At 65.6% G+C, this 23365-nt stretch carries 22 protein-coding genes and 3 tRNA genes; 17 read left to right on the top strand and 8 right to left on the bottom strand.

What is annotated here, in order from left to right; translation table 11 throughout:
* Positions 1-55: 55 nt before the first annotated feature.
* The 3 genes from AC5P88_RS17835 to AC5P88_RS17825 form a co-directional block, all read right to left on the bottom strand.
* Positions 56-1057 carry a DUF2272 domain-containing protein gene (locus tag AC5P88_RS17835; protein WP_111112426.1) on the bottom strand — a complete coding sequence of 334 codons (1002 nt, stop codon included), beginning with the start codon at positions 1055-1057 and terminating at the stop codon, positions 56-58.
* Positions 1058-1172: 115 nt separating this feature from the next.
* On the bottom strand, positions 1173-2024 hold the full coding sequence (nadC, locus tag AC5P88_RS17830) for a carboxylating nicotinate-nucleotide diphosphorylase (RefSeq protein WP_106549015.1): 852 nt from the start codon (positions 2022-2024) through the stop codon (positions 1173-1175).
* On the bottom strand, positions 2021-2290 hold the full coding sequence (locus AC5P88_RS17825) for a Trm112 family protein (RefSeq protein WP_005408847.1): 270 nt from the start codon (positions 2288-2290) through the stop codon (positions 2021-2023). The genes nadC and AC5P88_RS17825 overlap by 4 nt, the downstream gene beginning before the upstream one ends.
* A gap of 58 nt (positions 2291-2348) precedes the next feature.
* Here AC5P88_RS17825 and purE point away from each other — a divergent pair, with 58 nt between their 5' ends.
* The 3 genes from purE (at position 2349) to AC5P88_RS17810 (ending at position 4463) form a co-directional block, all read left to right on the top strand.
* Positions 2349-2852, top strand: coding sequence for a 5-(carboxyamino)imidazole ribonucleotide mutase (purE, locus tag AC5P88_RS17820; RefSeq protein ID WP_005412808.1), 504 nt, complete (start codon positions 2349-2351; stop codon positions 2850-2852).
* The gene (locus tag AC5P88_RS17815; protein WP_286075429.1) at positions 2849-3997 is read left to right on the top strand and encodes a 5-(carboxyamino)imidazole ribonucleotide synthase; all 1149 of its coding nucleotides are present in this window, start codon (positions 2849-2851) and stop codon (positions 3995-3997) included. The genes purE and AC5P88_RS17815 overlap by 4 nt, the downstream gene beginning before the upstream one ends.
* A 124-nt stretch (positions 3998-4121) precedes the next feature.
* Complete coding sequence (locus AC5P88_RS17810) at positions 4122-4463, top strand: carboxymuconolactone decarboxylase family protein (protein WP_004152082.1); 342 nt, start codon at positions 4122-4124, stop codon at positions 4461-4463.
* A 78-nt stretch (positions 4464-4541) separates the two neighbouring features.
* On the opposite strand, the gene AC5P88_RS17805 is transcribed toward AC5P88_RS17810, so the two are convergent.
* A complete protein-coding gene (locus AC5P88_RS17805) occupies positions 4542-5120 on the bottom strand; it encodes a superoxide dismutase (protein WP_049432595.1) in 579 nt (192 codons plus the stop codon).
* Between the two features lie 121 nt (positions 5121-5241).
* Here AC5P88_RS17805 and grxD point away from each other — a divergent pair, with 121 nt between their 5' ends.
* From grxD to AC5P88_RS17750, 11 genes are all read left to right on the top strand, one after another.
* Positions 5242-5562 (top strand): Grx4 family monothiol glutaredoxin, encoded by a 321-nt coding sequence (gene grxD, locus AC5P88_RS17800; protein ID WP_005408852.1) that lies wholly within the window; start codon positions 5242-5244, stop codon positions 5560-5562.
* The gene (locus tag AC5P88_RS17795) at positions 5559-6335 is read left to right on the top strand and encodes an SDR family NAD(P)-dependent oxidoreductase (protein ID WP_495225642.1); all 777 of its coding nucleotides are present in this window, start codon (positions 5559-5561) and stop codon (positions 6333-6335) included. The genes grxD and AC5P88_RS17795 overlap by 4 nt, the downstream gene beginning before the upstream one ends.
* 232 nt (positions 6336-6567) lie before the next feature.
* Complete coding sequence (locus AC5P88_RS17790) at positions 6568-9813, top strand: TonB-dependent receptor (protein WP_111112429.1); 3246 nt, start codon at positions 6568-6570, stop codon at positions 9811-9813.
* A gap of 252 nt (positions 9814-10065) precedes the next feature.
* Positions 10066-11454, top strand: a complete 1389-nt coding sequence (gene ppnN / locus AC5P88_RS17785; RefSeq protein ID WP_049432572.1) for a nucleotide 5'-monophosphate nucleosidase PpnN — start codon at positions 10066-10068, stop codon at positions 11452-11454.
* A 161-nt stretch (positions 11455-11615) separates the two neighbouring features.
* Positions 11616-12131 carry a GspH/FimT family pseudopilin gene (locus AC5P88_RS17780; RefSeq protein WP_043034372.1) on the top strand — a complete coding sequence of 172 codons (516 nt, stop codon included), beginning with the start codon at positions 11616-11618 and terminating at the stop codon, positions 12129-12131.
* Positions 12128-12628, top strand: coding sequence for a type IV pilus modification protein PilV (pilV, locus tag AC5P88_RS17775; protein WP_106549010.1), 501 nt, complete (start codon positions 12128-12130; stop codon positions 12626-12628). The genes AC5P88_RS17780 and pilV overlap by 4 nt, the downstream gene beginning before the upstream one ends.
* Positions 12625-13794: a PilW family protein gene (locus AC5P88_RS17770; RefSeq protein ID WP_495225640.1), complete on the top strand. Its 1170-nt coding sequence runs from the start codon at positions 12625-12627 to the stop codon at positions 13792-13794. Before pilV ends, AC5P88_RS17770 begins: the two co-directional genes overlap by 4 nt.
* Before the next feature lie 3 nt (positions 13795-13797).
* The gene (locus AC5P88_RS17765) at positions 13798-14319 is read left to right on the top strand and encodes a pilus assembly PilX family protein (protein ID WP_099552693.1); all 522 of its coding nucleotides are present in this window, start codon (positions 13798-13800) and stop codon (positions 14317-14319) included.
* Between the two features lie 11 nt (positions 14320-14330).
* Positions 14331-18119 carry a pilus assembly protein gene (locus AC5P88_RS17760; protein ID WP_495225639.1) on the top strand — a complete coding sequence of 1263 codons (3789 nt, stop codon included), beginning with the start codon at positions 14331-14333 and terminating at the stop codon, positions 18117-18119.
* A 13-nt stretch (positions 18120-18132) separates the two neighbouring features.
* A complete protein-coding gene (locus AC5P88_RS17755) occupies positions 18133-18558 on the top strand; it encodes a type IV pilin protein (protein WP_164136086.1) in 426 nt (141 codons plus the stop codon).
* Positions 18559-18605: 47 nt separating this feature from the next.
* Positions 18606-18682 (top strand) — tRNA-Asn (locus AC5P88_RS17750).
* A 48-nt stretch (positions 18683-18730) separates the two neighbouring features.
* Here the strand turns inward: AC5P88_RS17750 and AC5P88_RS17745 are convergent.
* Complete coding sequence (locus tag AC5P88_RS17745) at positions 18731-19225, bottom strand: GspH/FimT family protein (RefSeq protein ID WP_495225638.1); 495 nt, start codon at positions 19223-19225, stop codon at positions 18731-18733.
* A gap of 171 nt (positions 19226-19396) precedes the next feature.
* Between AC5P88_RS17745 and uvrB the strand changes: the two genes are divergently transcribed.
* The 3 genes from uvrB (at position 19397) to AC5P88_RS17730 (ending at position 21776) form a co-directional block, all read left to right on the top strand.
* Entirely contained in the window at positions 19397-21421 is a 2025-nt protein-coding gene (uvrB, locus tag AC5P88_RS17740; RefSeq protein WP_049432592.1) for an excinuclease ABC subunit UvrB, read from the top strand.
* A gap of 107 nt (positions 21422-21528) precedes the next feature.
* Positions 21529-21603, top strand: a tRNA-Val gene (locus AC5P88_RS17735).
* Positions 21604-21701: 98 nt separating this feature from the next.
* Positions 21702-21776, top strand: a tRNA-Val gene (locus AC5P88_RS17730).
* Positions 21777-21870: 94 nt separating this feature from the next.
* On the opposite strand, the gene AC5P88_RS17725 is transcribed toward AC5P88_RS17730, so the two are convergent.
* The 3 genes from AC5P88_RS17725 to AC5P88_RS17715 all read right to left on the bottom strand — a co-directional run bounded on the left by AC5P88_RS17725 (position 21871) and on the right by AC5P88_RS17715 (position 23331).
* Positions 21871-22203, bottom strand: coding sequence for a hypothetical protein (locus AC5P88_RS17725; RefSeq protein ID WP_495225637.1), 333 nt, complete (start codon positions 22201-22203; stop codon positions 21871-21873).
* Positions 22204-22460: 257 nt separating this feature from the next.
* Positions 22461-22649: a hypothetical protein gene (locus tag AC5P88_RS17720; protein ID WP_005408865.1), complete on the bottom strand. Its 189-nt coding sequence runs from the start codon at positions 22647-22649 to the stop codon at positions 22461-22463.
* 112 nt (positions 22650-22761) lie between these two features.
* The gene (locus AC5P88_RS17715) at positions 22762-23331 is read right to left on the bottom strand and encodes a TlpA family protein disulfide reductase (protein WP_495225635.1); all 570 of its coding nucleotides are present in this window, start codon (positions 23329-23331) and stop codon (positions 22762-22764) included.
* Positions 23332-23365 lie beyond the last annotated feature (34 nt).

The raw sequence follows: 23365 nt of genomic DNA, 5'->3' as shown, positions 1-23365 counted from the left end.
CAGAGTTCGATCCCGCAAAGATGGCGGCGAACGCGCGCTGGATCAAGCGCCGGCATCAGCGTGTCGGTCGAGGTTCGTCCGTCACCGGCTGTGCGGGCGCACTGGTCGGTTGCGGCACCGGCGTGGGTTGCAACGGCGTGGCAGTGGGCGAGGGCATCACCAGCGGTGAGGTCGCAGTCAGCTGCAGCAGGGCGGCCCAGTCCTGGCGGTTGAAACTGCATTCTTCCTCACGCCCCGGGGTGCAGCTGGGGTCAATGCCAGTGCTGTTGCGTTCGCGCGCCGGTGGCAGCTTGATCAGCCCGGTACGATCAAGCTGCAGCAACCGCATCGCCACCGTGTTCATTACGTTGCCGCCAACCAGGTACAGCGTCTGGTCGCCGCCGAGGTTGGCCGCCACCACTACTTCGCAATGCGATTTCCAGTGGCCCACCGAGCCATTGCCCAGCGCCTGTACCAGCCCGCTGTAGCTGAGCGTGGTACTGCGGTCACGCAGGAAGCACAGCAGGTCGCCGGGCGCGGGCTTGGCGGTGGCGGGGTCGACCAGCCGGTAAGGTACGCCCGATGGGCCGCCCTGGTAGGCCGCGCGGATGTAGTCGATATGGCGTGGCGAGGTGTTGAAGCCCGGAACACCGGCGCGCACCATCACCCAGGAAATGAAGGCAGCCGACCACGGGTTGTCGATCAGGAACGCCCGGCAGTCACTGTCGGTGTAGCGCGTGCCCAACGGGGCCAGGCAGCTGCTGGCCCCCGCGATGCTGCCCATCGCATTGAGCGTGCCGCTGTTGCGCCAGTAGCCGGCCACGCGCTGCCAGGCGATCAGTCCATTGTCAGCGAGGTGATCGCTTTCGGCCTCGGTAACGCTGAGGCTGGCGGCGCGGCCATCACGATCGATGAAGGGTCGGAACCACAACCGGTGCTCGTTGCAGGCGGTATTGCGGATGGCCACCGCCAACGGGCTCAGGCCGAAGCGGGGCGGTACATCGCAGGCTTCGGCGGCTGCGGCGGACAGGGGGGCTGCAGCGAGCAGCAGGCAGGCAGGCAAGAGCATCCGGCGCATGCGCGGCTCCTGTGGGGGATGGCCGCAGCGTCGCAGCGCCGTCGTGAACGCTGGGTGTGAGAACGGGGTCAGATCCCTTTTCCAATGGAAAAGGGATCTGACCCCAAGTCCGGCCTCAACCCGGCGGCGGGCCCAGCTTCAACGAAAGATCGATGGCCTGCACATGCTTGGTCAGTCCACCGATGGAGATGCAGTCCACGCCGTCTTCGGCGATCGAACGCAGGCCACCCAGTCCAACGCTGCCGGAGACTTCCAGCGGAATGCGGCCCGCCGTGATGCGCACGGCCTCGCGGCGCAGGTCGGGGCTGAAGTCATCCAGCAGGATACGTTCGCAACCGGCTTCCAGCGCCTGGCGCAGCTGCGCCAGATCCTCGACTTCAACCACCAGCGGCAGCCCAGGCCATTGCCGGCGTGCGGCGGCCACGGCCGCGGCCAGCGAACCGGCGGCACGGATGTGGTTTTCCTTCAGCATCACCGTGTCGTACAGGCCGAAGCGGTGGTTCTCGCCGCCGCCGCAGCGCACTGCGTACTTCTGCGCCAGGCGCAGGCCGGGCAGGGTCTTGCGGGTGTCGAGGATGCGCGTACCGGTACCGGCCACGGCGGCCACGTAACGGGCAGTCGTGGTGGCGGTTCCGGACAGCGTCTGCAGGAAATTCAGCGAGGTGCGCTCGGCACTGACCAGGCTGCGGCTGCGCCCGTGCAGCAGGGCCAGCACGGTGCCGGCAGTGACTGCGTCACCTTCGGAGACACGCCATTCGATGCGCACGTCCGGGTCGAGCGCGCGGTGGGTGGCGTCGAACCAGGGGCGGCCGGCGATCACTCCGTCCTGCTTGCACAGCAGGTAAGCGCTGTCGGCCTGGTCGGGCAGCAGCGCAGCGGTGACGTCGCCGCTGCCCAGGTCCTCGGCCAGCGCACGCGCGACATCGGCGGCGACAACGGCCGCATCCGGCGTCGGCAGCGCGCTCATGCGGCCGGGAAGTCGGCGATCTGGGCGGTCGGGATGGCTTCCTCGGCCAGCAGCACCGGGATGCCGTCGTCGACGCGGAACACCTGCTTGCGGTCGCGGGTGACCAGCGCTTCGCGCAGCGGCTGCGCCAGCGGGTTGCCATCGGCCTTGTTCACCGCGCCGGCGGAAATGGCCTTGTTGAGGGCTTCCAGGCCCTTGCCATCCAGCAGGGACAGGGGCTGGCGGGTGTCCGGCGACACCAGCAGGTCGAGCAGCTTGCGATCCATGGTTCTTCGTCTTGCGTGGAAGACGGCTAGAATACGTCTTTAAGGCAGGTGACGGCCAATGACCCCCAACCCGATCGCGCCGCTTGTCGGCATCGTCATGGGTTCCCGTTCCGACTGGGAAACCATGCAGCACGCCGCCCAGAAGCTTGAAGCCCTGGGTGTTCCGTTCGAAGTGAAGGTGGTGTCCGCGCATCGGACGCCGGATGTGTTGTTCAGTTACGCCGAGCAGGCGGGCCCGCGTGGCCTGCGCGCGATCATCGCCGGTGCCGGCGGGGCCGCCCACCTGCCGGGCATGATCGCCGCCAAGACCGCCGTGCCGGTTCTGGGCGTGCCGGTGCAGTCCAAGGCCCTCAACGGCATGGACTCGCTGCTGTCGATCGTGCAGATGCCAGCCGGCATCCCGGTCGCCACCTTCGCCATCGGCAATGCCGGCGCGTCCAACGCCGCGCTGTTCGCCGCCGCAATGCTGGCCAGCGACCAGCCGGCGATCGGCCAGGCGCTCGACGCCTTCCGTGCACGCCAGACCGAAGACGTGATGGCCCACGACGATCCGCGCCAATGAGCCTGACCGTCGGCATCCTGGGCGGCGGCCAGCTCGCCCGCATGATGGTCCTGGCCGGTGCGCCGCTGGGGCTGCGCTTCCAGCTGTACGACCCGGCGGCCGACGCCTGCAGCGGCCCGCTGGCGCCGCTCACCGTCGGCGCCTTCGATGACCGCCAGGCACTGGCGGACTTCGCTGCCAAGGTCGACGTGGTCACCTTCGATTTCGAGAACGTGCCCGCCGACAGCGCGCAGTTCCTGGCCGACCGCGTGCCGGTCTATCCGCCGCCGGCTGCGCTGGCGGTGGCCCAGGACCGGTTGAGCGAGAAGACCCTGTTCCAGCAGTTGGGCATCCCGCTGCCGGCCTTTGCCGACATCCGCAGCCGTGACGAGCTGGCTGCGAAGGCGGCTGAGTTCGGTCTGCCGTGCATCCTCAAGACCCGCCGCCTTGGTTACGACGGCAAGGGCCAGTTCCGCCTGCGCAGCGAGGCCGACATCGACGCCGCGTGGGATGCACTGGGTGCGCAGGTCGAGCGTACCGGCCTGATCCTGGAAGGCTTCGTGGCGTTCCAGCGCGAGGTCAGCGTGGTGGCCGTGCGTGGCCGCGATGGCAGCTTCGAGGCCTGGCCGGTCACTGGCAACTGGCATGTCGACGGCGTGCTGTCGGCCAGCGTGGCCCCGGCCGTGCTCTCCGATGCCGAGCAGCAGGCCGCGATCGGCTATGCCCGCCGCGTTGCCGAGCACCTGCAGTACGTCGGCGTGTTCGCGCTGGAGCTGTTCTGCCGCGATGGCGAACTGCTGGCCAACGAGATGGCGCCGCGCGTGCACAACTCCGGCCACTGGACCATCGAAGGCAGCGAGACCTCGCAGTTCGAGAATCATCTGCGTGCCGTGCTGGGCCTGCCGCTGGGCAGCACCCGCATGCTCGGCCATGCCTGCATGCTGAACTGGCTGGGCGCGATGCCGGACCCCGCGCCGGTGCTGGGCCAGGCCAGCGGCCATTGGCACGACTACGGCAAGGAGCCGCGCGAAGGTCGCAAGGTCGGCCACGCCACGTTGCGCGATGACGAGGCTGCCGCGCTGGCCGATGCGCTGGAGCAGGTCGGCCTGGAGCTGGATCGCCAGGCGCAGGTGGCGCCGGCGGTGCACGCGCTGCGCAACCGCTGAGCAAAGGGGGCCGGCCAGCGGCCGGCACTACCCTGTGTGGCTGCAACGGTGTGGCGCGCCGGTGCAGGCATCGGCGCAACATTCCCGGTGGTAGCGTGGAGCTCCTTTCACAGGAGTCACCCCCATGCTCGACTGGAATGCCTACCGCAAGGAACTGAAGGGCCGCATCGGCGAGATCGGCAAGCTCTCGCCGGATACGGTGAAGGGCTACGCCACGCTGGCCAATGCCGGGGCCCAGACCAACCACCTCGATGCGAAGACCCGCGAGCTGATCGCGTTGGCGGTGGCGGTCACCACCCGCTGCGACGGCTGCATCACCGTGCACGTGGATGCCGCGCTGAAGCACGGTGCCAGCCGCGAGGAAATCGCCGAGGCACTCGGTGTGGCGGTGTCGCTCAATGCCGGTGCGGCGCTGGTGTATTCGGCGCGGGTGATGGACGCGGTGGCCGCGCACGAGAGCGCGTGAAGTCCATCGTGTCGCCGGGCATGGCCCGGCGCTACCGGGTCGGGCGTGGCAGCGCCGGGCCATGCCCGGCGGATGCCCTCAGCGCAGCTGGCTTTCGGCGAATTCCCAGTTGACCAGCTGCCAGAACGCCTCCAGATAACGCGCGCGGTCATTCTGGTAGTCGGTGTAGTAGGCATGCTCCCAGACATCGCAGCACAGCAGCGGGGTGCTTTCACCCGTCAGCGGCGTGCCGGCATTGCGGGTCGCCTGGATGCCCAGCTGCCCGCCCGGGTGCTGCACCAGCCACACCCAGCCCGAGCCGAACAGGCCCAGCGCGGTGCGGTTGAATTCCTCGCGCAGGCGCTGCACGTCGCCGAACTGGCGCTTGACCAGCTCGCCCAGGCGGCCCTGCGGTTCGCCGCCGCCTCGGGGGCGCAGGCACTGCCAGTAGAAGCCATGGTTCCACGCCTGGGCGGCCGCATCGAACAGCTTTCCCTGGGCCTGGCGGACGATCTCCTCCAGTGACGCGTCTTCCCACTCGGTGCCGAGGATGCCGGCATTGACCGCATCCACGTAGGCGCGATGGTGGCGGCCGTGGTGCAGCTCCAGGGTCTGTGCGGACAGGTGCGGCTGCAGGGAGCCGGAAAGGTAGGGCAGGGCAGGCAATTCGACAGGCATGGACAGGTTCGTGGCCAGAGGGGCGGCGGCAGCCGGTTCCATCCGCTTACAATGGCGGCTACCGTGGGCAGTCTAGCCGACCACCGCGGTCGGTTTGTCCGGCGAAGCAAGGAGTGAGGTTGTGGCGGTAATGCAGCAAATCCAGGCCGAGGTCGATCGTTACCCGCTCGTGCTGTTCATGAAGGGCACCCCGCAATACCCGATGTGCGGCTTCTCCAGCCGCGCCGTGCAGGCGTTGATGGCAGCCGGCGCGGTCACCCTGCGCACCGTCAACGTGCTGGAAGAACCCGAGATCCGCGCCAACCTGCCGCGGTTCTCCAACCTGCCGACCTTCCCGCAGCTGTTCATCAACGGCGAGCTGATCGGCGGCTGCGACATCGTCCTGGAACTGTTTGAAGCCGGCGAGCTCAAGCGCATCGTCGAAGAGGCGACCCAGGGATGAGTGCCTGGCCATCGACGTCACCGGCCAACGGGGCGCTCGATGGCCGTCCGTTGCAGGATCGCGTGGTGCTGGTTGCCGGCGCCGGCGGTGGGCTGGGCAGTGCGGCAGCCGTTGCCGCCGCCGCCGCCGGGGCTACCGTGGTCCTGCTGGGGCGCAAGCCGCGCCGCCTGGACCGTGTCTATGCCCAGGTCCAGGCCGTCGGCCCGGAACCACTGCTGTATCCGCTGGATCTTGAGGGCGCGGGCCCCGACGACTATGCCGAACTGGCCCAGGCCCTGCAGCGCGAGCTGGGGCGGCTGGATGGAGTGCTGGTCTGTGCCGCCCATTTCCCCGGATTGACCCCGTTCGAACTGGCCGACCCGGCCAGTTTCGCCCGTGCGGTGCATGTCACCCTGACTGCTCCGGCGTGGCTGGCCCAGGCCTGCCTGCCGCTGCTGCGGCAGCGCGAGGATGCCGCCCTGGTGTTTGCGGTCGATGCCTCCGAACGGGTGGGGCAGGCCTATTGGGGTGGGTACGGCGTGGCCCAGCATGGCCTGCGCGGGCTGATCACCAGCCTGCACGACGAACTCGGCCGCAGCCCGGTGCGGGTCAGCGGCCTGTATCCGGGCCCCCTGCGCACAGCGCTGCGTGCTCGGGCCTATTCCGTCGACCAGGACCCGGCCGCGCAGGGCCCGGAGGTTGCCGCTGCTGCGGCCGTGGTCCTGCTGTCCAGCGCTGGCAGCGCCTGGCGGGGCCAGATTCTCGATGCCAGCCAGGCATTCCCCGGCGAGTGAGTCCCGGGGAAAGGCGGAGTGAAGAACCCGTCACGATTGCGTTGCGATCCGGTGCCGTTTGTCGCACAACCGTCACATTGATGGCGTAGCGTGTTAATCTAGTGTTAACCGTTATGGCTGCCTTCAGCCAAGCGGTAGGGAACCCCAGATAAATCTCCGACCAGCCACCCGCAGGGCTGTTTGGATGCGCTTTTTTTCCGCCATCGCCAACTCGCATCGAGGCTACCGAAAAATGACCCACCCACTCCGGATGTCCAAGCTTACCCTTGGTCTCGTGGCCGCACTTGCCGCCGCTCCCGCCTTTGCCCAGAGCACCTCTGCAGGTGTCGGTGGCCAGGTGATGTCCGCCGCAGGCCAGCCTGTCGCCGGCGCTGAAGTCACCATCACCCACACCGAGTCGGGCACCGTTTCGCGTGCGACGACCGATGCGTCGGGTCGATACAACGCGCGCGGCCTGCGCGTGGGTGGTCCGTACACCATCACCATCACCAAGTCCGGTGAAGGTACCAAGACCGAAGAAGGTGTCTTCCTGAACCTGAATCAGGTCAACACCGTCAACGCCAGCCTCGGCGGTGACCTGGCTGCGACCAACCTGGACGCGGTGAACGTCGTCGCCACCGCGGGTGGCCTGGACCTGTTCAGTGCCAACAAGATGGGCACCGGCAGCAACGTGACCCGCGAAACGATGGACGCGCTGCCGTCGGCCAACCGCAACATCCAGGACTACATCCGCCTGGACCCGCGCATCTCGCAGGTCAGCAAGGCTGACGGCGCGATCTCGGCCGGTGGCCAGAACACCCGCTACAATGCCATCCGCATCGACGGCATCAGCGCCTCCGATCCGTTCGGCCTGGGCTCCAACAACCTGCCGACCGAGCGTCAGCCGGTGTCGATGGACGCCATCCAGGAAATCAACATCGACCTGGCCAACTATGACACCACCATCGCCGGTGGTACCGGTGCGGTGATCAACGCCGTGACCAAGTCGGGTACCAACGAGTTCCACGGCACCGTGTACGGCTCGTACCGCGACAAGGACATGATCCGTACGCGCCTGGAAGGTGACACCACGGACTTCAACGGCTTCAAGGACGAGAAGACCTACGGCATGACCCTGGGCGGCCCGATCGTCAAGGACAAGCTGTTCTTCTTCACCAACTATGAAAAGTACGAGCGTAGCGGCGGCGGCGTGAGCCTCGGCGAAACCCCGTACAACAAGCCGAACGGCATCAGCGACGCCGACATCGCCCGCGTGCAGAAGCGCATGTCCGATCTGGGCTACCCGGTCGGCGGCATCGGTGCGCTGGACAACAAGACCTCGATCGAAGAGTACGCGATCAAGCTCGACTGGAACATCAACGAGAACCACCGCGCGGCCCTGCGCTACAACAAGATGAAGCAGGACGTCGTCCGCTTCCCGCAGGTCAACAACAGCGCCATCTCGCTGAGCGACTTCTGGTACACCCAGCCGACCCAGTACGAAACCTGGATGGGTGAACTGTTCAGTGACTGGTCCGAGAACTTCTCGACCGAGTTCAAGGTTTCGCACAAGGACTACTCGTCCAACCGCGTTGCTGCCTCGCACCTGCCGCAGATCCGCGTGCGCTTCGGCAACAACTCGCTGTACCTGGGTACCGAGCAGAACACCCACACCAACATCGTCGAGTCGAAGGAACTGAGCGCCTTCGGTGCCGGTACCTGGTACATCGGTGACCACACCGTCAAGTTCGGTTTCGATTACACCGACAACGACCTGATGAACTTCTACGGCCGCAACCTGTACGGCGCGTACGAGTTCGCCGACCTGGCTGCGTTTGAAGCCGGTACCCCGTCGGCCTACCAGGTGCGCGTCCCGCGCGCTGGCGGCAGCGTTGACGACATCCCGGCCAAGTTCCACCTGAAGAACACCGGTCTGTTCATCCAGGACACCTGGGCGATCAACTACAACCTGAGCCTGATGTTCGGTATCCGTATCGACATGCCGGACTTCAGCACCCAGCGCCTGTACAACCCGCGCATCGAACAGCTGTACGGCTTCAACAACACCCAGCTGGTCGACAAGAAGCTGTTCCAGCCGCGCGTCGGCTTCAACTACACCTTCGACACTGATCGTCCGACCCAGCTGCGCGGTGGCGTTGGCCTGTTCGGCGGCGCTGCGCCGAACGTGTGGCTGGCAGGTGCCTACCAGAACACCGGCCTGAACTACTCCGAGTACAACCTGACCCGCAACCCGGGTGGCTTCAGTTTCGACGCCGACAACCCGTACATTCCGAACCCGTCGCTGGCCTCGGCCCGCCAGAACGTCGACCTGATCGCTCCGGGCACCCGTCTGCCGTCGGTGTGGAAGGCCAACCTGGCGTTCGACCATGAGCTGCCGTGGTACGGCATCGTGGCGTCGGCTGAAGTGCTGTTCACCAAGGTCAAGGATGGTCTGTACTTCGACCGCCTGGACGTGATGTCCCCGAATGCCAACCGTTCGGTTGGCCAGGATGGCCGTGCGCTGTACTGGAACGACTACGGCATGAACGGCGCCAATGCCGGCCCGAACGGCATGCAGGCTGGCCAGAAGAATGGCCGCGCCTGCTCGGCGACCGATCGGACCTGCCCGGGTGACCGCGTCAACCGTCCGGGTGACATCGGCGACGTGATCCTGCTGCGCAACACCGACAAGGGTCGTGGTTCGCAGGCTACCTTCTCGCTGGCCAAGCCGCTGACCGAGAACTGGGGCTGGTCGCTGGGTTACACCTACACCCAGTCCAAGGAAGTGAGCCCGCTGTCCAGCTCGCAGAACACCTCGAACTGGAACAACACGCTGAGCCTGAACGCCAACGACAACGTTGCGTACAACTCGCGCTACGCGATCAAGGACCGCATCACCGGCACCCTGGAGTGGAAGCACAACTTCTTCGGTGACAATGCCACCCGCGTCGGCCTGTTCTACGAAGGCCGTTCGGGCCGTCCGTACAGCTACGTCTACTACAACGACGTGAATGGCGACGGTGCCGGTACCAACGACCTGTTCTACGTGCCGAAGGGCCCGGGTGACGTGATCTTCACCGGTGGTGCCGACATGGAGAAGAAGTTCTTCGATTGGCTGGCGCAGAATCCGGAGCTCGAGGCCTATCGTGGCAGCGTGGTCCCGGCCAACTCGCACCGCGCCAAGTGGGTCAACAGCTTCGACGTCCGCATCAGCCAGGAATTCCCGGGCTTCGTGAAGGGTCACAAGGGTGAAGTCGCCCTGGACATCATGAATGTCGGCAACCTGCTGAACAAGAAGTGGGGCCTGATCGACGACTACGGCTTCTACGCCACCCGTCGCGTTGCCAACTACTCGGGTATCGACCCGGCTACCGGCAAGTACCTGTACAACTTCACCGGCCGTACCGACAATTCCTCGATCCAGGAAAACAACAACGACAAGGGCAACACCGCCGTGTCGCGTTGGTCGATGCAGCTGACCCTGAAGTACAAGTTCTGATCCGTCAGAGCCTGAAGCAGTAAGTGAAAACGGCCGGGGAAACCCGGCCGTTTTCCGTTCAGGCGAAAGTCCTTGCAGGCCACTCCGCATCGGCGTAGCATCCAGAAATGTGCGCGGTGCCAACGCCGCCGATGCGGTCCCGGAAAGGCGAACGCGGGGAGCACACATCCAACGGTCGGGCTTCCCGGCCGTTTTGCTTTTTAAGGGGGCGGCAGTACAGTCGGAAACCTTGAAGGAAGCGAAAAATTGGACATGACCACGAACGAAAAATCAGCCCGCGCACTGCCGGTGCAGGACGCGCGGATCTACCCGCGCGGTGGGCTGGATGTGCTGTCGCGGGCCGAAGTGGCCCGCCTGCGCGATGCGTCTGCCGGCGGCATGCACGAACTGCTGCGCCGCTGCGCGCTGGCCGTGCTGACCAGCGGCAGCGCCTCTGACGATCCGCGCGCGGCGCGCGATCTGTATCCGGATTTCGACATCCAGGTGGCACAGCAGGATCGTGGCGTGCGCATCGACCTGGTCAACGCACCGGCGATGGCCTTCGTCGATGGCGAGATCATCCGCGGCGTCGCCGAGCTGCTGTTCGCGGTGGTGCGTGACCTGGCCTACATGGCCATCGAGATGGGCCCGGCCTACGCGGCCGAACTGGAGTCGTCCGAAGGCATCACCAATGCGGTGTTCGGCCTGCTGCGCAACGCGCGCATCCTCAACCCGGGCGACCCGAACCTGGTGGTGTGCTGGGGCGGCCACTCGATCTCGCGCGACGAATACCTGTACACCAAGCAGGTGGGCTATGAGCTGGGCCTGCGCGGCCTGGACATCTGCACCGGCTGCGGCCCGGGCGCGATGAAGGGCCCGATGAAGGGCGCCACCATCGCCCACGCCAAGCAGCGCCGTACCGTGACGCGCTACATCGGCCTGACCGAGCCGGGCATCATCGCCGCCGAGTCGCCGAACCCGATCGTCAACCACCTGGTGATCATGCCGGACATCGAGAAGCGCCTGGAGGCCTTCGTCCGCATCGGCCACGGCATCATCGTGTTCGCCGGTGGCGTCGGCACCGCCGAGGAGATCCTGTACCTGCTCGGCATCCTGCTGCGCGAGGAGAACAAGGACCTGCCGTTCCCGCTGATCCTGACCGGACCGACCGTGGCGGCGCCGTACTTCGAGCAGATCGACCGCTTCATCCGCCTGACCCTGGGTGACGAAGCAGCCGAGCGCTACGAGATCATCATCGGCGACCCGGTCGCGGTGGCGAAGAAGATGGCCAATGGCATCAAGCGCGTGCGCGAGCACCGCCTGGCGCAGAAGGACTCGTTCTTCTTCAACTGGTCGATCGAGATTCCGTGGGAGTACCAGCAGCCGTTCGTGCCGACCCATGAGGCGATGGCGGCGCTGGACCTGCACCACGGGCGTGCACCGCATGCGCTGGCGGCGGACCTGCGCCGGGCGTTCTCGGGCATTGTCGCCGGCAACGTGAAGGAAGACGGCATGCGCCGCATCGAAGAGTTCGGGCCGTTCCAGATCCATGGCGACCCGGACATGATGCAGGCCCTGGACGGGCTGCTGCGCGCTTTCGTCGAGCAGCGCCGGATGAAGATCTCCGGCGAATACCAGCCCTGCTACCAGGTGCTGGCCTGAGCCTGTGCCGGCGCGATGGGGATCGCGCCGGCCGGAGTGGGGCGGGGCGGGTCGTCAAGGCTTTGACGCCCGTCGCCCTGGATTGACCGTTCATCCTGCCGCCGCTTGCCGGTGGCAGGGCGATGGCCCATCGTGGCCATCAACACGCTGGGGAGCGTCCAATGTCTTTGCGCCGGCAAAACGGCTTCACGCTGGTCGAGTTGATGATCACGCTGGTCATCCTGGTCATTCTGGCCAGCATCTCCTATCCCAGCTTCCGCACCGCGATGCGCTCCAACCGCCTGACCACCACCAACAACGAGGTGATCGGTCTGTTGTCGCTCGCCCGCAGCGAGGCCATCCGCAACCGCCACGGTGGCGGGGTGTGCGGCAGCAGCAACGGTACGTCCTGCGATGGCGAGTGGAGCAAGGGCATGCTGGCCTGGGGCGACGTCGATGGCGATGGCTCCGTCAGCGGCAGCGAGAGCGTGCTGCGCTTCTCCAAGGGCAGCAGCAGCCTGGCGGTCGAGGCTCCCAGCCCGGCCGTCATCTCCTTCGACTCCCAGGGGCGCCGCCGCGCGTCCGCCGACCAGGTCGTGAGCCTGGTGCCGCAAGGCTGCAAGGCGGGTGACCCCATGCGGACCCTGATCGTCCTGTTCTCCGGTCAGGTCCGCTCCACCGCAGGAACCTGCAAATGAAACGTCGTCGTTCCGGCCTGGGCGGGCCCGCCCGCAGTCGTGGCTTCAGCCTGATCGAGGTGCTGATCGCGCTGCTGGTGCTGGCGTTCGGCCTGCTTGGCTTTGCGCTGCTGCAGACCATGAACGTGCGGTTCGTGCAGAGCGCCAGCCAGCGCACCCAGGCCACCAGCCTGGCCTACGATCTGATCGAGCTGATGCGCGTGCAGCGCAGCGAAACCCTCAACGGTGGCGAATACACCAAGGCCTCCTTCACCGCCGGCTCGGTCACCGCACCGGCTGGCCCCTGCACCTGGCCCAACAGTGCCGACGTGACGGCCTCCAAGGCGAACGTGGCGCGCTGGCAATGCCAGGTCGTCAAGGTGCTGGGAGGCAAGGCCAGCGCCAACGTGACTGTCAATGATGGCTTGGTCACGGTGGGCATCGGCTGGGGAGACGAGCGATGGAACGCAGCCAATCCCGACAGCATCACCACGTTCACCCTGGTTACCCGTCTATGAAGCGCGCGCCTTCCGTTGCCAGCCATGCGGCAGGCCTTTCGCTGGTGGAACTGCTGATCTCGCTGGTCATCGGCCTGGTGCTGATGCTGGGCGTGACCCAGATCTTCATGGCCTCGCGGGCGGCGTCGCAGCTGTCCGAGGGTGTCGCGCGCACCCAGGAAAACGCTCGATTCGCACTGGAGTTCCTCGAGCGCGACATCCGGATGGCCGGGCACATGGGCTGCGTGAACGACCAGGCGCACCTGGTGCGCGCCCAGGACAGTGTCAAGGTCAACATTGCCGGCGTGAAGTCGGGTGATGGCAGCCCGATGGACTTCTCGGTGCCGATCCAGGGTTACGAGGCGCAGGGCACCGCGCCTGGCAACAAGCTGACCCTCGGCGCAAGCTGGGGGGCTGCCGGCAGCACGCCGTCGGCGATCACCAATCTGAAGCCCAAACCGCTGGGTGGCAGCGACATCATCGTGATGCGCTACCTGGCGCCGGAAGGCTCGCCGGTGCTGTCCATTGGTTCCGGTAATTCACCGGACATCACGATCGCCAAGGACGCGGCGGCCCGACTGTCGGCCGGTGCCGTCACCACGCCCTCGGCGTTTGCCGTGGCCGATTGCAGCAAGGTGGATGTGTTCGCCGGGAAAATCGCCGACAGCACGATCACGGCCAGCAAGGTCGATCTCTCGGCGTATTCGGCCAACAACGCGGTGACCATGGTCTATCGGGTGGAATCGATGGCGTACTACGTGGCCACCAATACCGCCGGCGAACCGGCGCTGTACCGCGCGCGTGGCGCTGGCGACAACACGTTCGCCACCGGTGAGGAACTGGTGGAAGGCATCGAGAGCCTGCAGTTCCTCTACGGCCAGGATACCGAGACGGCGATCAGCAGCAGCGCGCCGCCGACCGGGGTAATCGCCTTCCAGAAGACTGCCAGCGGGGTCAGTACCGGTACCGATGCCGCCGCTGTCGCTGCGTGGCGACGGGTTGGCCTGGTGCAGTTTGGACTGCTGGTGCGCAGCCCGCAGCGCGCCGCCGCCGAGCAGGCCAATACGGCCGTGGCCCAGCTGGGCGTGCTCGGCGTTGGCTTCAATCCGCCCACGACCTACGACGATCGCTACCGTGCCTCCTACGAGGTGTCCGTGGCACTGCGCAACCGACTGTTCGGGAACTGACCCATGAAGCCCTCCGTCTCCCGTCGATTCCAGGGGCGCGCACAGCAGCGCGGTGCGGTGCTGTACGTGGCCCTGATGCTGTTGATCCTGCTGTCGCTGATCGGCGTGGTCGGCATGCAGGTGGCGAGCATGCAGGAGCGCATGTCCTCCAACTACCGGGCCGCGAACGTGGCGTTCCAGGCCAGCGAACGAGCGGTACGCGATGCCGAGCGGTCGATCGAGGAGATCGACAACAATACCGGCGATGGCGGCGCGTTGAAGGCTGACGCCATCAAGCGCATCTGCGATGACGGCTTCGATCCCACCCGCTGGGTCGGTGAGCAGAAACTGTCGGCGGCCCCGGTGGTCAGCGTGCGCCGCATCGATGCCTGCATCCAGGGCGAATCGACGCTGGGCATGGGTACGCCGGAAAGCGAAGAACCCACCCGCGTCTACCAGATCACCGCGTTCGGCTCCGATCGCGATGCCGCCACCAGCAACGAGGGTACCTCCTCGGCGGCTGTCGACACTGTTTTCAAGCTTTGAGGAACCCGGTCATGGCGACCCGAAAGATCAAGATCCTGGCCGGCTCCGGGCTGTTGCTGGCGGTGGCTGGTGGCACCTGGCTTGCGATGAACCTGTTCGCCGCGCAGGCGCAGGGCACGTTGTCGCAGCACCCGATGAACCTGAAGGTCTCCGCGCCGCCGTCGTTCATCATGGCGGTGGACGATTCGGGTTCGATGACCTTCCAGACCCAGTTCCCGGGGCAGGATGGTACGGCGTGCTGGCACTACGGGAGAAAGAGTTTCTTCCGATCGGCCGGAGTGCTCAATACGCCTGAAGACGTGCCCGTAACCTATGACCGGTGGGGAAATGCCATCCAGACCGGTGAGTGCAGTTACTTCTATGTGCTGCCCGGTGCACGGATCAACAGCTACAACGGCATCCCGGCGCTGGATGTCTTCGGGTTTGCCCGATCGGCGGCCTACAATCCGACCTACTACGATCCTGCCATCAAGTACGAGCCCTGGCTGCGGATCGTGAACGAAGAAGTGCAGTCGTATCCAGCGGCGAGCACGTCGGCCACCCTCATCGATCCTCGTGAGACAGATACACTGGCGATCGCCAGCAGCTATCTGGGTACTTCGTCCTGGGACGTCCAGAGGATGCAGGAAGGGATGACGGTACCGGCCGGGCAGACCTACAGGACTGCAAGCAGGGCCAATGGTAATTTTGGCAACGAGAACGCCAATACGAGAGGCGCGACCTGGAGCTCGGCGGGCTATGCGTCGCTGCGCTATGTGCCCGCTACGTTCTACATGCCGTACACCAGCGATGGCGACGCCTATCCGCAGTTGCCGGGCACTGCCAATGCGTACGCAGGTATCCAGCGAACCAGGGTCACCGGCGCCTGCGGTTCGGGATGTGACATGTGGAAGTACGTCATCGGGACCGGTGATGCTGCCGCATTGCAGAACTTCGCCAACTGGTACTCGTACTACGGTAACCGCAACCGGGCGATGATCGCCGGCATGACGCGCGCATTGAATGTCAATGACATGTATGTCGGGTATTTCCGGATCAACGATTTCCAGAATTACAACAGTTCGACAGACTCGAACAAACGGCTTGCGATCCGGGACATGAGCGTGATCGGGCAGAAGTCCGCGCTCTACAGCAGCATGATCGCGCTGACGGCCAGTGGTGGTACGCCGAATCGACATGCCGTCAACGCCGCGGGCCTGCAGTTCATGCGGACCGATGACAATGCGCCCATCAAGCTGTCCTGCCAGAAGAATGCGGTGATGCTGTTCACCGACGGCTACAGCAACAATGGCAACAATCTTTCGTCATCCCTGGCGCCTGCCCCTGGCAACGTGGACGGAAACATGGGGACTCCCTTCTCGGATGGCAATTCCAACACCATGGGTGATATTGCCGCGTACTACTACGTGAACCCGTTGCGAACCGATGATCGGATGCCCCGGGGACAGGTGCCGGTACCGGAGCAATGTGCGACCAGCACCGACAAGTCGCTGGACTGCAACAAGGACCTGCATATCAACTTCTACGGGATCACGCTGGGCGCGCGTGGCAATCTGTTCGATCCGAACAGGCAGCAGAACCCGTATACCGATTCGGCGGTCTACAGCAACTGGCCGGATCGCCAGAACGACAATCCCAGCACTGTGGATGACATCTGGCACGCCGCGACCAATACCCGCGGGGAGTATATCAACGCGCGTACTCCGGCAGACATCACCACGGCCATGCGACGGGTGCTGTCGTCGGTCACCTCCGGGCCAGCGCCTTCGGGCAGCCAGGGCCTGACCGGCGCGCGTATCGGTACCGGATCGCTGGCGGTCACGCCCCAGTTCGAAGTGGCCAACGAGGAAACCGATTGGTTCAGCCGCCTGAAGGCATCCAAGCTCGCGGTGAACGACAAGACGCAGCAGACCGAGTACACGCAGGTGTGGGAAGCGGCGGAGAAACTGGGCGCGCAGCGTTCGCGCACCATCGTCGCCACCAAGGGCAATGCTGCAGTTGACTTCAGCAGCACCAACATCGCCTTCACCGATCTCTGCAACAAGGACGAGAAGCAGTATCCCGGTATTGCGCGCTGTTCTGCGACCGAGGCTGAAAAGCTGGGCGGCGACATCGCCACGGCCATGGCTTATCTGCGCGGCGACGCATCACGCGAAGTGCGCAACTCGGGGGGCATCTATCGCACCCGTACCACCGTGCTGGGTGACATCGTCAATTCCAGCCCGGTGATCAGTTCGCCCCGCGACGACTATGGCTACCAGCGCATCAGCACCGCGATGGCGACCTCGTATGCGACGTACCTGACCCGCAAGCGCAACAATGGCCGCTACATGGTCTATGTCGGTGCCAACGACGGCATGCTGCATGCCTTCGACGGTGGCATGAACGGCAACGGCGTGAGTGACAGTGCCGGAGGCAGCGAGACCTTCGCCTATGTTCCCGGCACGGCGCTGGGCCACATGGCCAACCTTCTGTATCCCTACGTGGCGGCCAACAAGTCCGACCAGCGCTTCCGTCATCGCTACTACGTGGATGGACCGATCGCGGTGGCGGACGCACAGATCGGTGGCAACTGGGCCACGGCGCTTGTTGGTACGGCGGGCGCCGGTGGGCGCTCGGTGTTCGCGCTGGATGTGACCACGCCGTCCAGCTTCGGCACCGGCAATCGCCTGTGGGAAATCAGTGACGTGGCGCCGGGGCTCGATAGCACCGTGAAGGCGAACATCGGCCATGTCCTTGGCAAGCCGGTGATCGTGCCGGTGAAGGAAGGGACCGGGGTGGCGTGGAAAGCGATCTTCGGCAACGGTTACAACAGCCTCAGCCGCAAGGCCGTGCTGTTTGTGGTCGACCTGGGATCGGGCGCGGTGCGGATGATCACTGCTACCGAGGCCGCGGCGACTGCACCTGCCGGTGACAACGGCCTGGGCAACATCGTGGCCGTCGACCGTTGGCGCGCCGACAGCGCAGGTGGGACGGGGCGTGTACGTGGCCGCGACGGCCTGGCGGACACGATCTATGCGGCCGACCAGCGCGGCGCGCTGTGGAAGTTCGACCTGGAAAGCACGGCGACCTCGGTCACCACACCGGTGTTCACCACGGCGCGCCAGACCAACAACAACAACCAGGTGTACCGCCAGCCGATTACCGGCGGCATGACCGCCGTGACCGGACCCGGTGGTGGCGTGATGCTGGTGCTGGGTACCGGCAGCTTCTCCTTCGACAATGACCCGCAGGATCTCACCGCGCAGTCGCTGTACGGTGTCAACGACACCAGCAAGGACCAGCCGGAGGCCACGATCGTGCCCGCCAATCTGCTGGCCTATACGGTGACCACCACCAACAAGTTGCGCACGGTCACGGCCACACCCTTCTCCGGGGCCGCGCGCGGCTGGAGCATTGCATTGCCCGGCGCAGGCGAACGCTTTGTTGGTAATCCTGCCGTGGCGTCGGGAACGGTGTTCATGCCGACCTACATGCCTACCGCGGGTGGCCGTGGCTGTTCGACCGAGGGAAGCAACTGGCTGTTTGGCCTCAATCCCGTCTCGGGTGTTGCATCGCTGGAGCAGGCGCGGGTCGGGTCCATTACCGGCACGCCGTACGGAGCGGGCACGGCCGGCGTCAGTCTCGACACCGGCGGCACCGCACCGGTGAAGGACGTCAATGTCTCGGTGATGCCGCGCCTGGCAAAGGGTGCCGATCGAGGCGGGCGTGCCTGCTGGATGGCGGTCAACGTGGCGGGTGCTCCGACGATGTACGTGCCTTATCCCTGCGGTCGCCAATCCTGGCGCCAGATCCAGTAACGAAGACATTCCCATGAGCCTGAACACTCTTTCCTGCACCCTGCGTCGTCCCGGCAAGCAGCACGGTTTCTCCCTCATCGAACTGATGATCGTGGTGATCGTGCTCGGCATCCTGGCCGCGATTGTCGTTCCGTCGTACCAGCAGTACATCCGCCAGTCGCACCGGGGCGTGGCCAAGGCGGACCTGGTGGAGTACGCACAGCGTGCTGAGCGCTACTACTCGGTGAACAACACCTACTCGGGCTTCGCGCTGCCCAGCAAGGTGTCGCCGCGCGAGGGCGGGACCACACGCTACGCGATCACCTTCGATGGCAAGGCGTCCTCGTTCACGCTGACGGCGACGCCCCAGGGCAACCAGACCAAGGACAGCTGCGGGACGCTGAGCGTGGACCAGGCCAACCGCAAAACGGCCAGCGGCACGGTTTCCGATTGCTGGTAAATCAGGTGTTGATCTTCCTCTGAACGCCCAGTACAATGCGCCTCCCCGCCCGAATAGCTCAGCCGGTTAGAGCACTTGACTGTTAATCAGGGGGTCGTTGGTTCGAGTCCAACTTCGGGCGCCAGATACTGCAAAAGCCGCGAGAAATCGCGGCTTTTGTCTTTTTGGCCCGTCAGCAGGGGAGGGTGCGGTCGACACGCTCGCTGCGGACGCGGCCGCCATTGTTGATGACCAGCCTGCCATGCAGCCGGTTTCCTGCGCAGATGCGTAGCGTCAGATTGGCGCCGGGACTGCGACCATCGGGTTGGAAGAACAGCAACGGCCGTCCACTGCTGGCCTGGGCGACAATCGCGATGTCGGTCCGGCCCTGGTGGTGGGTCAGGATGTCCTCGGCGGATGCCGGTGTCCCCCGGTGCCTGCCGCTGCGATAGATGATCCAGCCGGCGCTCCAGTCGCGGGAGCAGTGCTCACCGTCATCGCTGGCGCACAGCCCGATCAGTTCGCGGCGCTTCAGGGCCTCGCTTCGGGCGCTGGAAAGACTGGCATGCAGGGCCAGTTGCAGGGCGTCGGCGCGATGCCGCAACAGCAGCGGGTGCAGGGCGGGCCAGCCCACCGCCACCAGAACGGCAAGGACGGCGACCACCACCAGCATCTCGACCAGATGCATGCCGCGTGGTGCCGAACGATTGGGACGGGGGGTGTGGTGCACGGCGTCAAGCCTCGCGCCCCGGCGGCAGTGCCGCCATCGGGCACCGCCGCACCGGCCTGCCCGGAAACCCCTCAGCCGGCCGTCACCCCTTGCCCCGTATACTTGTCCTTCCCGGGAACTGGCAACACCATGAGCGACCGTTTCGAACTCGTCTCGCCGTATTCGCCGGCGGGCGACCAGCCTGATGCCATCGCGAAGCTGACCAGCAATTTCGAAGCGGGCATCGCCAAGCAGACCCTGCTGGGCGTCACCGGCTCGGGCAAGACCTACACCATCGCCAACGTCATCCAGAACGTGCAGAAGCCGACGCTGATCATGGCGCCGAACAAGACGCTGGCGGCGCAGCTGTATGGTGAGTTCAAGGCGTTCTTCCCGCACAACGCGGTCGAGTACTTCGTCAGCTACTACGACTACTACCAGCCGGAGGCCTACGTGCCTTCGTCGGACACCTTCATCGAGAAGGACAGTTCGATCAACGAGCACATCGAGCAGATGCGGCTGGCCGCGACCAAGACCCTGCTGTCGCGCCCGGATGCGATCGTGGTGGCCACGGTGTCGGCGATCTATGGCCTGGGTGCGCCCGAGGACTACCTGTCGCTGCGCCTGATCCTGTCCAAGGGCGAGCGCATCGACCAGCGCGACCTGATCAATCACCTGACCCAGCTGCAGTACACGCGCAACGAGTACGAGCTGCAGCGTGGCACGTTCCGCGTGCGTGGCGAAGTGATCGACGTGTTCCCTGCCGAGTCGGACAGCGAAGCGCTGCGCATCGAGCTGTTCGACGGCGAGGTCGAGAAGATCACCCTGTTCGACCCGCTCACCGGTGAGACGATGCGCAACATGCAGCGTTTCACCGTCTACCCCAAGACCCACTACGCCACCACCCGCGAGCGCGTGCTGGCCGCAGTGGAAACCATCAAGGTGGAGTTGAAGGAGCGGCTTGAGCAGTTGTACGCGGAAAACAAGCTGGTCGAGGCGCAGCGCCTGGCGCAGCGCACCCAGTTCGACATCGAGATGATGGCCGAGGTCGGGTTCTGCAACGGCATCGAGAACTATTCCCGGCACCTGACCGGCAAGAATGCAGGCGAGCCGCCCCCGACGCTGTTCGACTACCTGCCGCCGGACGCGCTGCTGGTCATCGACGAATCGCACGTGACCATTCCGCAGATCGGTGCGATGTTCAAGGGCGATCGCTCACGCAAGGAGACCCTGGTCGAGTTCGGCTTCCGCCTGCCGTCGGCACTGGACAACCGGCCGCTGCGTTTCGAGGAGTGGGAGGAGCGTTGCCCGCGCGCGATCTACGTGTCCGCCACGCCGGGCCCGTATGAGTACCGCGAGGCCGGCGACGAGATCACCGAGCTGGTGGTGCGCCCGACAGGCCTGATCGATCCGGTGGTGGAGATCCGCCCGGTGGGCACCCAGGTTGACGACCTGATGAGCGAGGCCAACGCGCGCATCAAGGCGGGTGACCGTGTGCTGGTCACCACGCTGACCAAGCGCATGGCCGAGAACCTCACCGAATACCTGACCGAACACGGCATCCGCGTGCGCTACCTGCACTCGGACGTGGACACGGTCGAGCGCGTGGAGATCATCCGCGACCTGCGCCTGGGCAAGTTCGATGTGCTGGTGGGCATCAACCTGCTGCGCGAGGGCCTGGACATGCCCGAGGTGTCGCTGGTGGCGATCCTCGACGCCGACAAGGAAGGCTTCCTGCGCTCCACCGGCTCGCTGATCCAGACCATCGGCCGCGCCGCCCGCAATGTGCGCGGCAAGGCGATCCTGTATGCGGACAAGGTGACCCGCTCGATGCAGGCAGCGATCGACGAGACCGACCGCCGCCGCGCCAAGCAGGTCGAGTACAACGAAGAACATGGCATCGTGCCGCGCTCGGTGGCGCGCCCGATCGTCGACGTCCTCGAAGGTGCGCGTTCGGACGCCGCGGAGAAGGAGGCCAAGAAGGGCAAGGGCAAGGGCAGGGCGGGAGTTGCCGAGGACGGAGCCGATTACCGTTCGCTCGGCCCGGCCCAGCTGGCGGCCCGTCTCAAGGCGCTGGAACAGCAGATGTACCAGCACGCCAAGGACCTGGAATTCGAGGATGCCGCACGCGTGCGTGACCAGATCCGGCAGCTGAAGGAAGCGAGTCTGGGCTGAACGCGGCGGTGCAGCATCTTCTTCACAAAAGTGTTGCGCTTCACGGCCGGCATCCGTAATATACGCGGCCTGCACCGACGCAATCGCGGACGTCCAGAAGCAAAAACGGGCGGTTAGCTCAGCGGTAGAGCACTACCTTGACATGGTAGGGGTCACAGGTTCGAACCCTGTACCGCCCACCACGAAGTCTCCGGAAGGAGGCTGTCGTGAACTGAAGAGCCCGGCCCTGGCGCCGGGTTTTTACGTAGCAAGGCCAGCCTTCGGGCGGCAAGAACAAGATGGGCGGTTAGCTCAGCGGTAGAGCACTACCTTGACATGGTAGGGGTCACAGGTTCGAACCCTGTACCGCCCACCACCTGGCTCCCGGCATTGCCGGTGCAGCGGTGGATCACGATGAAAGCCGGCCCTGGGCCGGCTTTTTCGTTTGCGACGGTTGCCGGTGCCGAGAGTCAGCGCCGGGCAACCCATTCGTCGATGCTGATCATGCGCTGCAGCCGCCAATGGCCGTCCACACGTTCCCAGACCTGCGCGAAACGAGCTGAACCGGCCTGATGCTGCTGGCCGCCTGCAGGCAGGCGCTGGTTGCCCACGCGCAGCACGCGGTCCTGGCGCAACCGGTACAACTGCAGGGTCGTCGGCTCCGGTGTCTGGTCATGCGCCGGGGGCATGCCGGCATGCCCGGCGTCGGCCTGCAGGATCTGGCTGCGCAGGGAGGCATCCCCGGCGTCGGCATCGCGGCCGAACAGGCCAGCGCACAACAGCAGCAGGGCAAGCATCGGCATGGCACGGTGCTCCGGAGAAGGGAGTCCAGCGTGGCACTGCCCCCTGCGGTGTGAAACCGGTATGCGACGAAAGCCGGTAAAGCGCGCGCCAAGCCGCTGCGGGAAGGATGAATCCGGGGCGGGAAGTGCCGGGCCGCGCTTCAAGGCGGCCCGGCGTGGTGGGCCACTGCGGGGTGGCCCGGTCATGGCCGCGGCGCTGGCTCAGCTCCGCGGCGGGTGAGGCAGGTCAGCGATGCCGACCCCATCCACGGATCCGGTTACAGCGGGTCGCAGCACAGCAGCTGGCCGTGCTTGCCCGCGTTGCCGAACGGGCACTGCGGGTGCGGTTCGCAGCCCGGTGCATATCCGGTCTTGGGCGAGACGGCGAAGGCCTGGCTGGCGCCGAAGGCCATGGCCGCGACAACGACGATACCGGCGACGGACGAAAGCACTTTCTTTCCGATCATGTGTATCTCCTTGGTTGACGTTGTGGAGTTGCAGTTGCCGAAGGCACCGGAGTGCCGGTTGTGGCGCGAATGCGGTAACAGGGCGCCGCGTTGTGATGCGCGGCACGCGGGATCAGGGCAGCGCCGGCTTCGGTGCGAGCGACGCCACGGCGGCCTGCACGACCTGGGCGTCGAGCTGGCCCACATGCTTGTAGGCAACGCGGCCATCGGCAGCCAGCACCATCAGCATCGGCGTGACGGTGGCACGATAGCGCGTGGACGCGGCGGCTTCGTTGTCGATGGCGATCGGGAAGCGCAGTGCATGCTTGCCGGCGTAGTCCGCCAGCCGGTCGTATGGCGGCAGGCCGACACCGACCAGTTCGCTGTTGCCGCGGGCCGCGGCGATCTGTTGCAGCTGCGGTACCGAGGCCAGGCAGTAGCGGCATGCAGTGGAGAAGAAGTAGAGGATCTGCGGAACGCCGCGCGCACCGCCGATATCGACGAAGGTCTGCTGCGTGGTGCGCAGCGCAAGTGCATCCGGGCGACTGCCCAGTTCGAGGCCATGTGCTTCAAGGCGCATGTCCTGCAGCTGCGTGGCCATCTGCTCGTTGATCTGCCGCAGCTGGCGGTTCTGCCATCCGAGCGCGATGACCAGCACGGACAGCAGCAGGGCGACAACAGGGAACAGGACGCGCTTGAGCATCGATCATCCTTGAACGCAGCGTTGGGTCGAACAT

The sequence above is a fragment of the Stenotrophomonas sp. YJH_SMC_8 genome (genome assembly GCF_059371315.1).
This window is presented reverse-complemented; position numbering and strand designations above follow the sequence as displayed.

Coding starts and splice junctions, on each gene's coding strand:
- pilV (WP_106549010.1), top strand. CDS start 12,128: ATGAAACGTCGTCGTTCCGGCCTGGGCGGGCCCGCCCGCAGTCGTGGC.
- AC5P88_RS17760 (WP_495225639.1), top strand. CDS start 14,331: ATGGCGACCCGAAAGATCAAGATCCTGGCCGGCTCCGGGCTGTTGCTG.
- uvrB (WP_049432592.1), top strand. CDS start 19,397: ATGAGCGACCGTTTCGAACTCGTCTCGCCGTATTCGCCGGCGGGCGAC.
- AC5P88_RS17825 (WP_005408847.1), bottom strand. CDS start 2,290: ATGGATCGCAAGCTGCTCGACCTGCTGGTGTCGCCGGACACCCGCCAG.
- AC5P88_RS17835 (WP_111112426.1), bottom strand. CDS start 1,057: ATGCGCCGGATGCTCTTGCCTGCCTGCCTGCTGCTCGCTGCAGCCCCC.
- AC5P88_RS17755 (WP_164136086.1), top strand. CDS start 18,133: ATGAGCCTGAACACTCTTTCCTGCACCCTGCGTCGTCCCGGCAAGCAG.
- AC5P88_RS17810 (WP_004152082.1), top strand. CDS start 4,122: ATGCTCGACTGGAATGCCTACCGCAAGGAACTGAAGGGCCGCATCGGC.
- AC5P88_RS17725 (WP_495225637.1), bottom strand. CDS start 22,203: ATGCCGATGCTTGCCCTGCTGCTGTTGTGCGCTGGCCTGTTCGGCCGC.
- AC5P88_RS17770 (WP_495225640.1), top strand. CDS start 12,625: ATGAAGCGCGCGCCTTCCGTTGCCAGCCATGCGGCAGGCCTTTCGCTG.
- AC5P88_RS17805 (WP_049432595.1), bottom strand. CDS start 5,120: ATGCCTGTCGAATTGCCTGCCCTGCCCTACCTTTCCGGCTCCCTGCAG.
- purE (WP_005412808.1), top strand. CDS start 2,349: ATGACCCCCAACCCGATCGCGCCGCTTGTCGGCATCGTCATGGGTTCC.
- AC5P88_RS17795 (WP_495225642.1), top strand. CDS start 5,559: ATGAGTGCCTGGCCATCGACGTCACCGGCCAACGGGGCGCTCGATGGC.
- ppnN (WP_049432572.1), top strand. CDS start 10,066: ATGACCACGAACGAAAAATCAGCCCGCGCACTGCCGGTGCAGGACGCG.
- AC5P88_RS17815 (WP_286075429.1), top strand. CDS start 2,849: ATGAGCCTGACCGTCGGCATCCTGGGCGGCGGCCAGCTCGCCCGCATG.
- AC5P88_RS17780 (WP_043034372.1), top strand. CDS start 11,616: ATGTCTTTGCGCCGGCAAAACGGCTTCACGCTGGTCGAGTTGATGATC.
- AC5P88_RS17790 (WP_111112429.1), top strand. CDS start 6,568: ATGACCCACCCACTCCGGATGTCCAAGCTTACCCTTGGTCTCGTGGCC.
- AC5P88_RS17745 (WP_495225638.1), bottom strand. CDS start 19,225: ATGCATCTGGTCGAGATGCTGGTGGTGGTCGCCGTCCTTGCCGTTCTG.
- AC5P88_RS17765 (WP_099552693.1), top strand. CDS start 13,798: ATGAAGCCCTCCGTCTCCCGTCGATTCCAGGGGCGCGCACAGCAGCGC.
- nadC (WP_106549015.1), bottom strand. CDS start 2,024: ATGAGCGCGCTGCCGACGCCGGATGCGGCCGTTGTCGCCGCCGATGTC.
- AC5P88_RS17715 (WP_495225635.1), bottom strand. CDS start 23,331: ATGCTCAAGCGCGTCCTGTTCCCTGTTGTCGCCCTGCTGCTGTCCGTG.
- AC5P88_RS17720 (WP_005408865.1), bottom strand. CDS start 22,649: ATGATCGGAAAGAAAGTGCTTTCGTCCGTCGCCGGTATCGTCGTTGTC.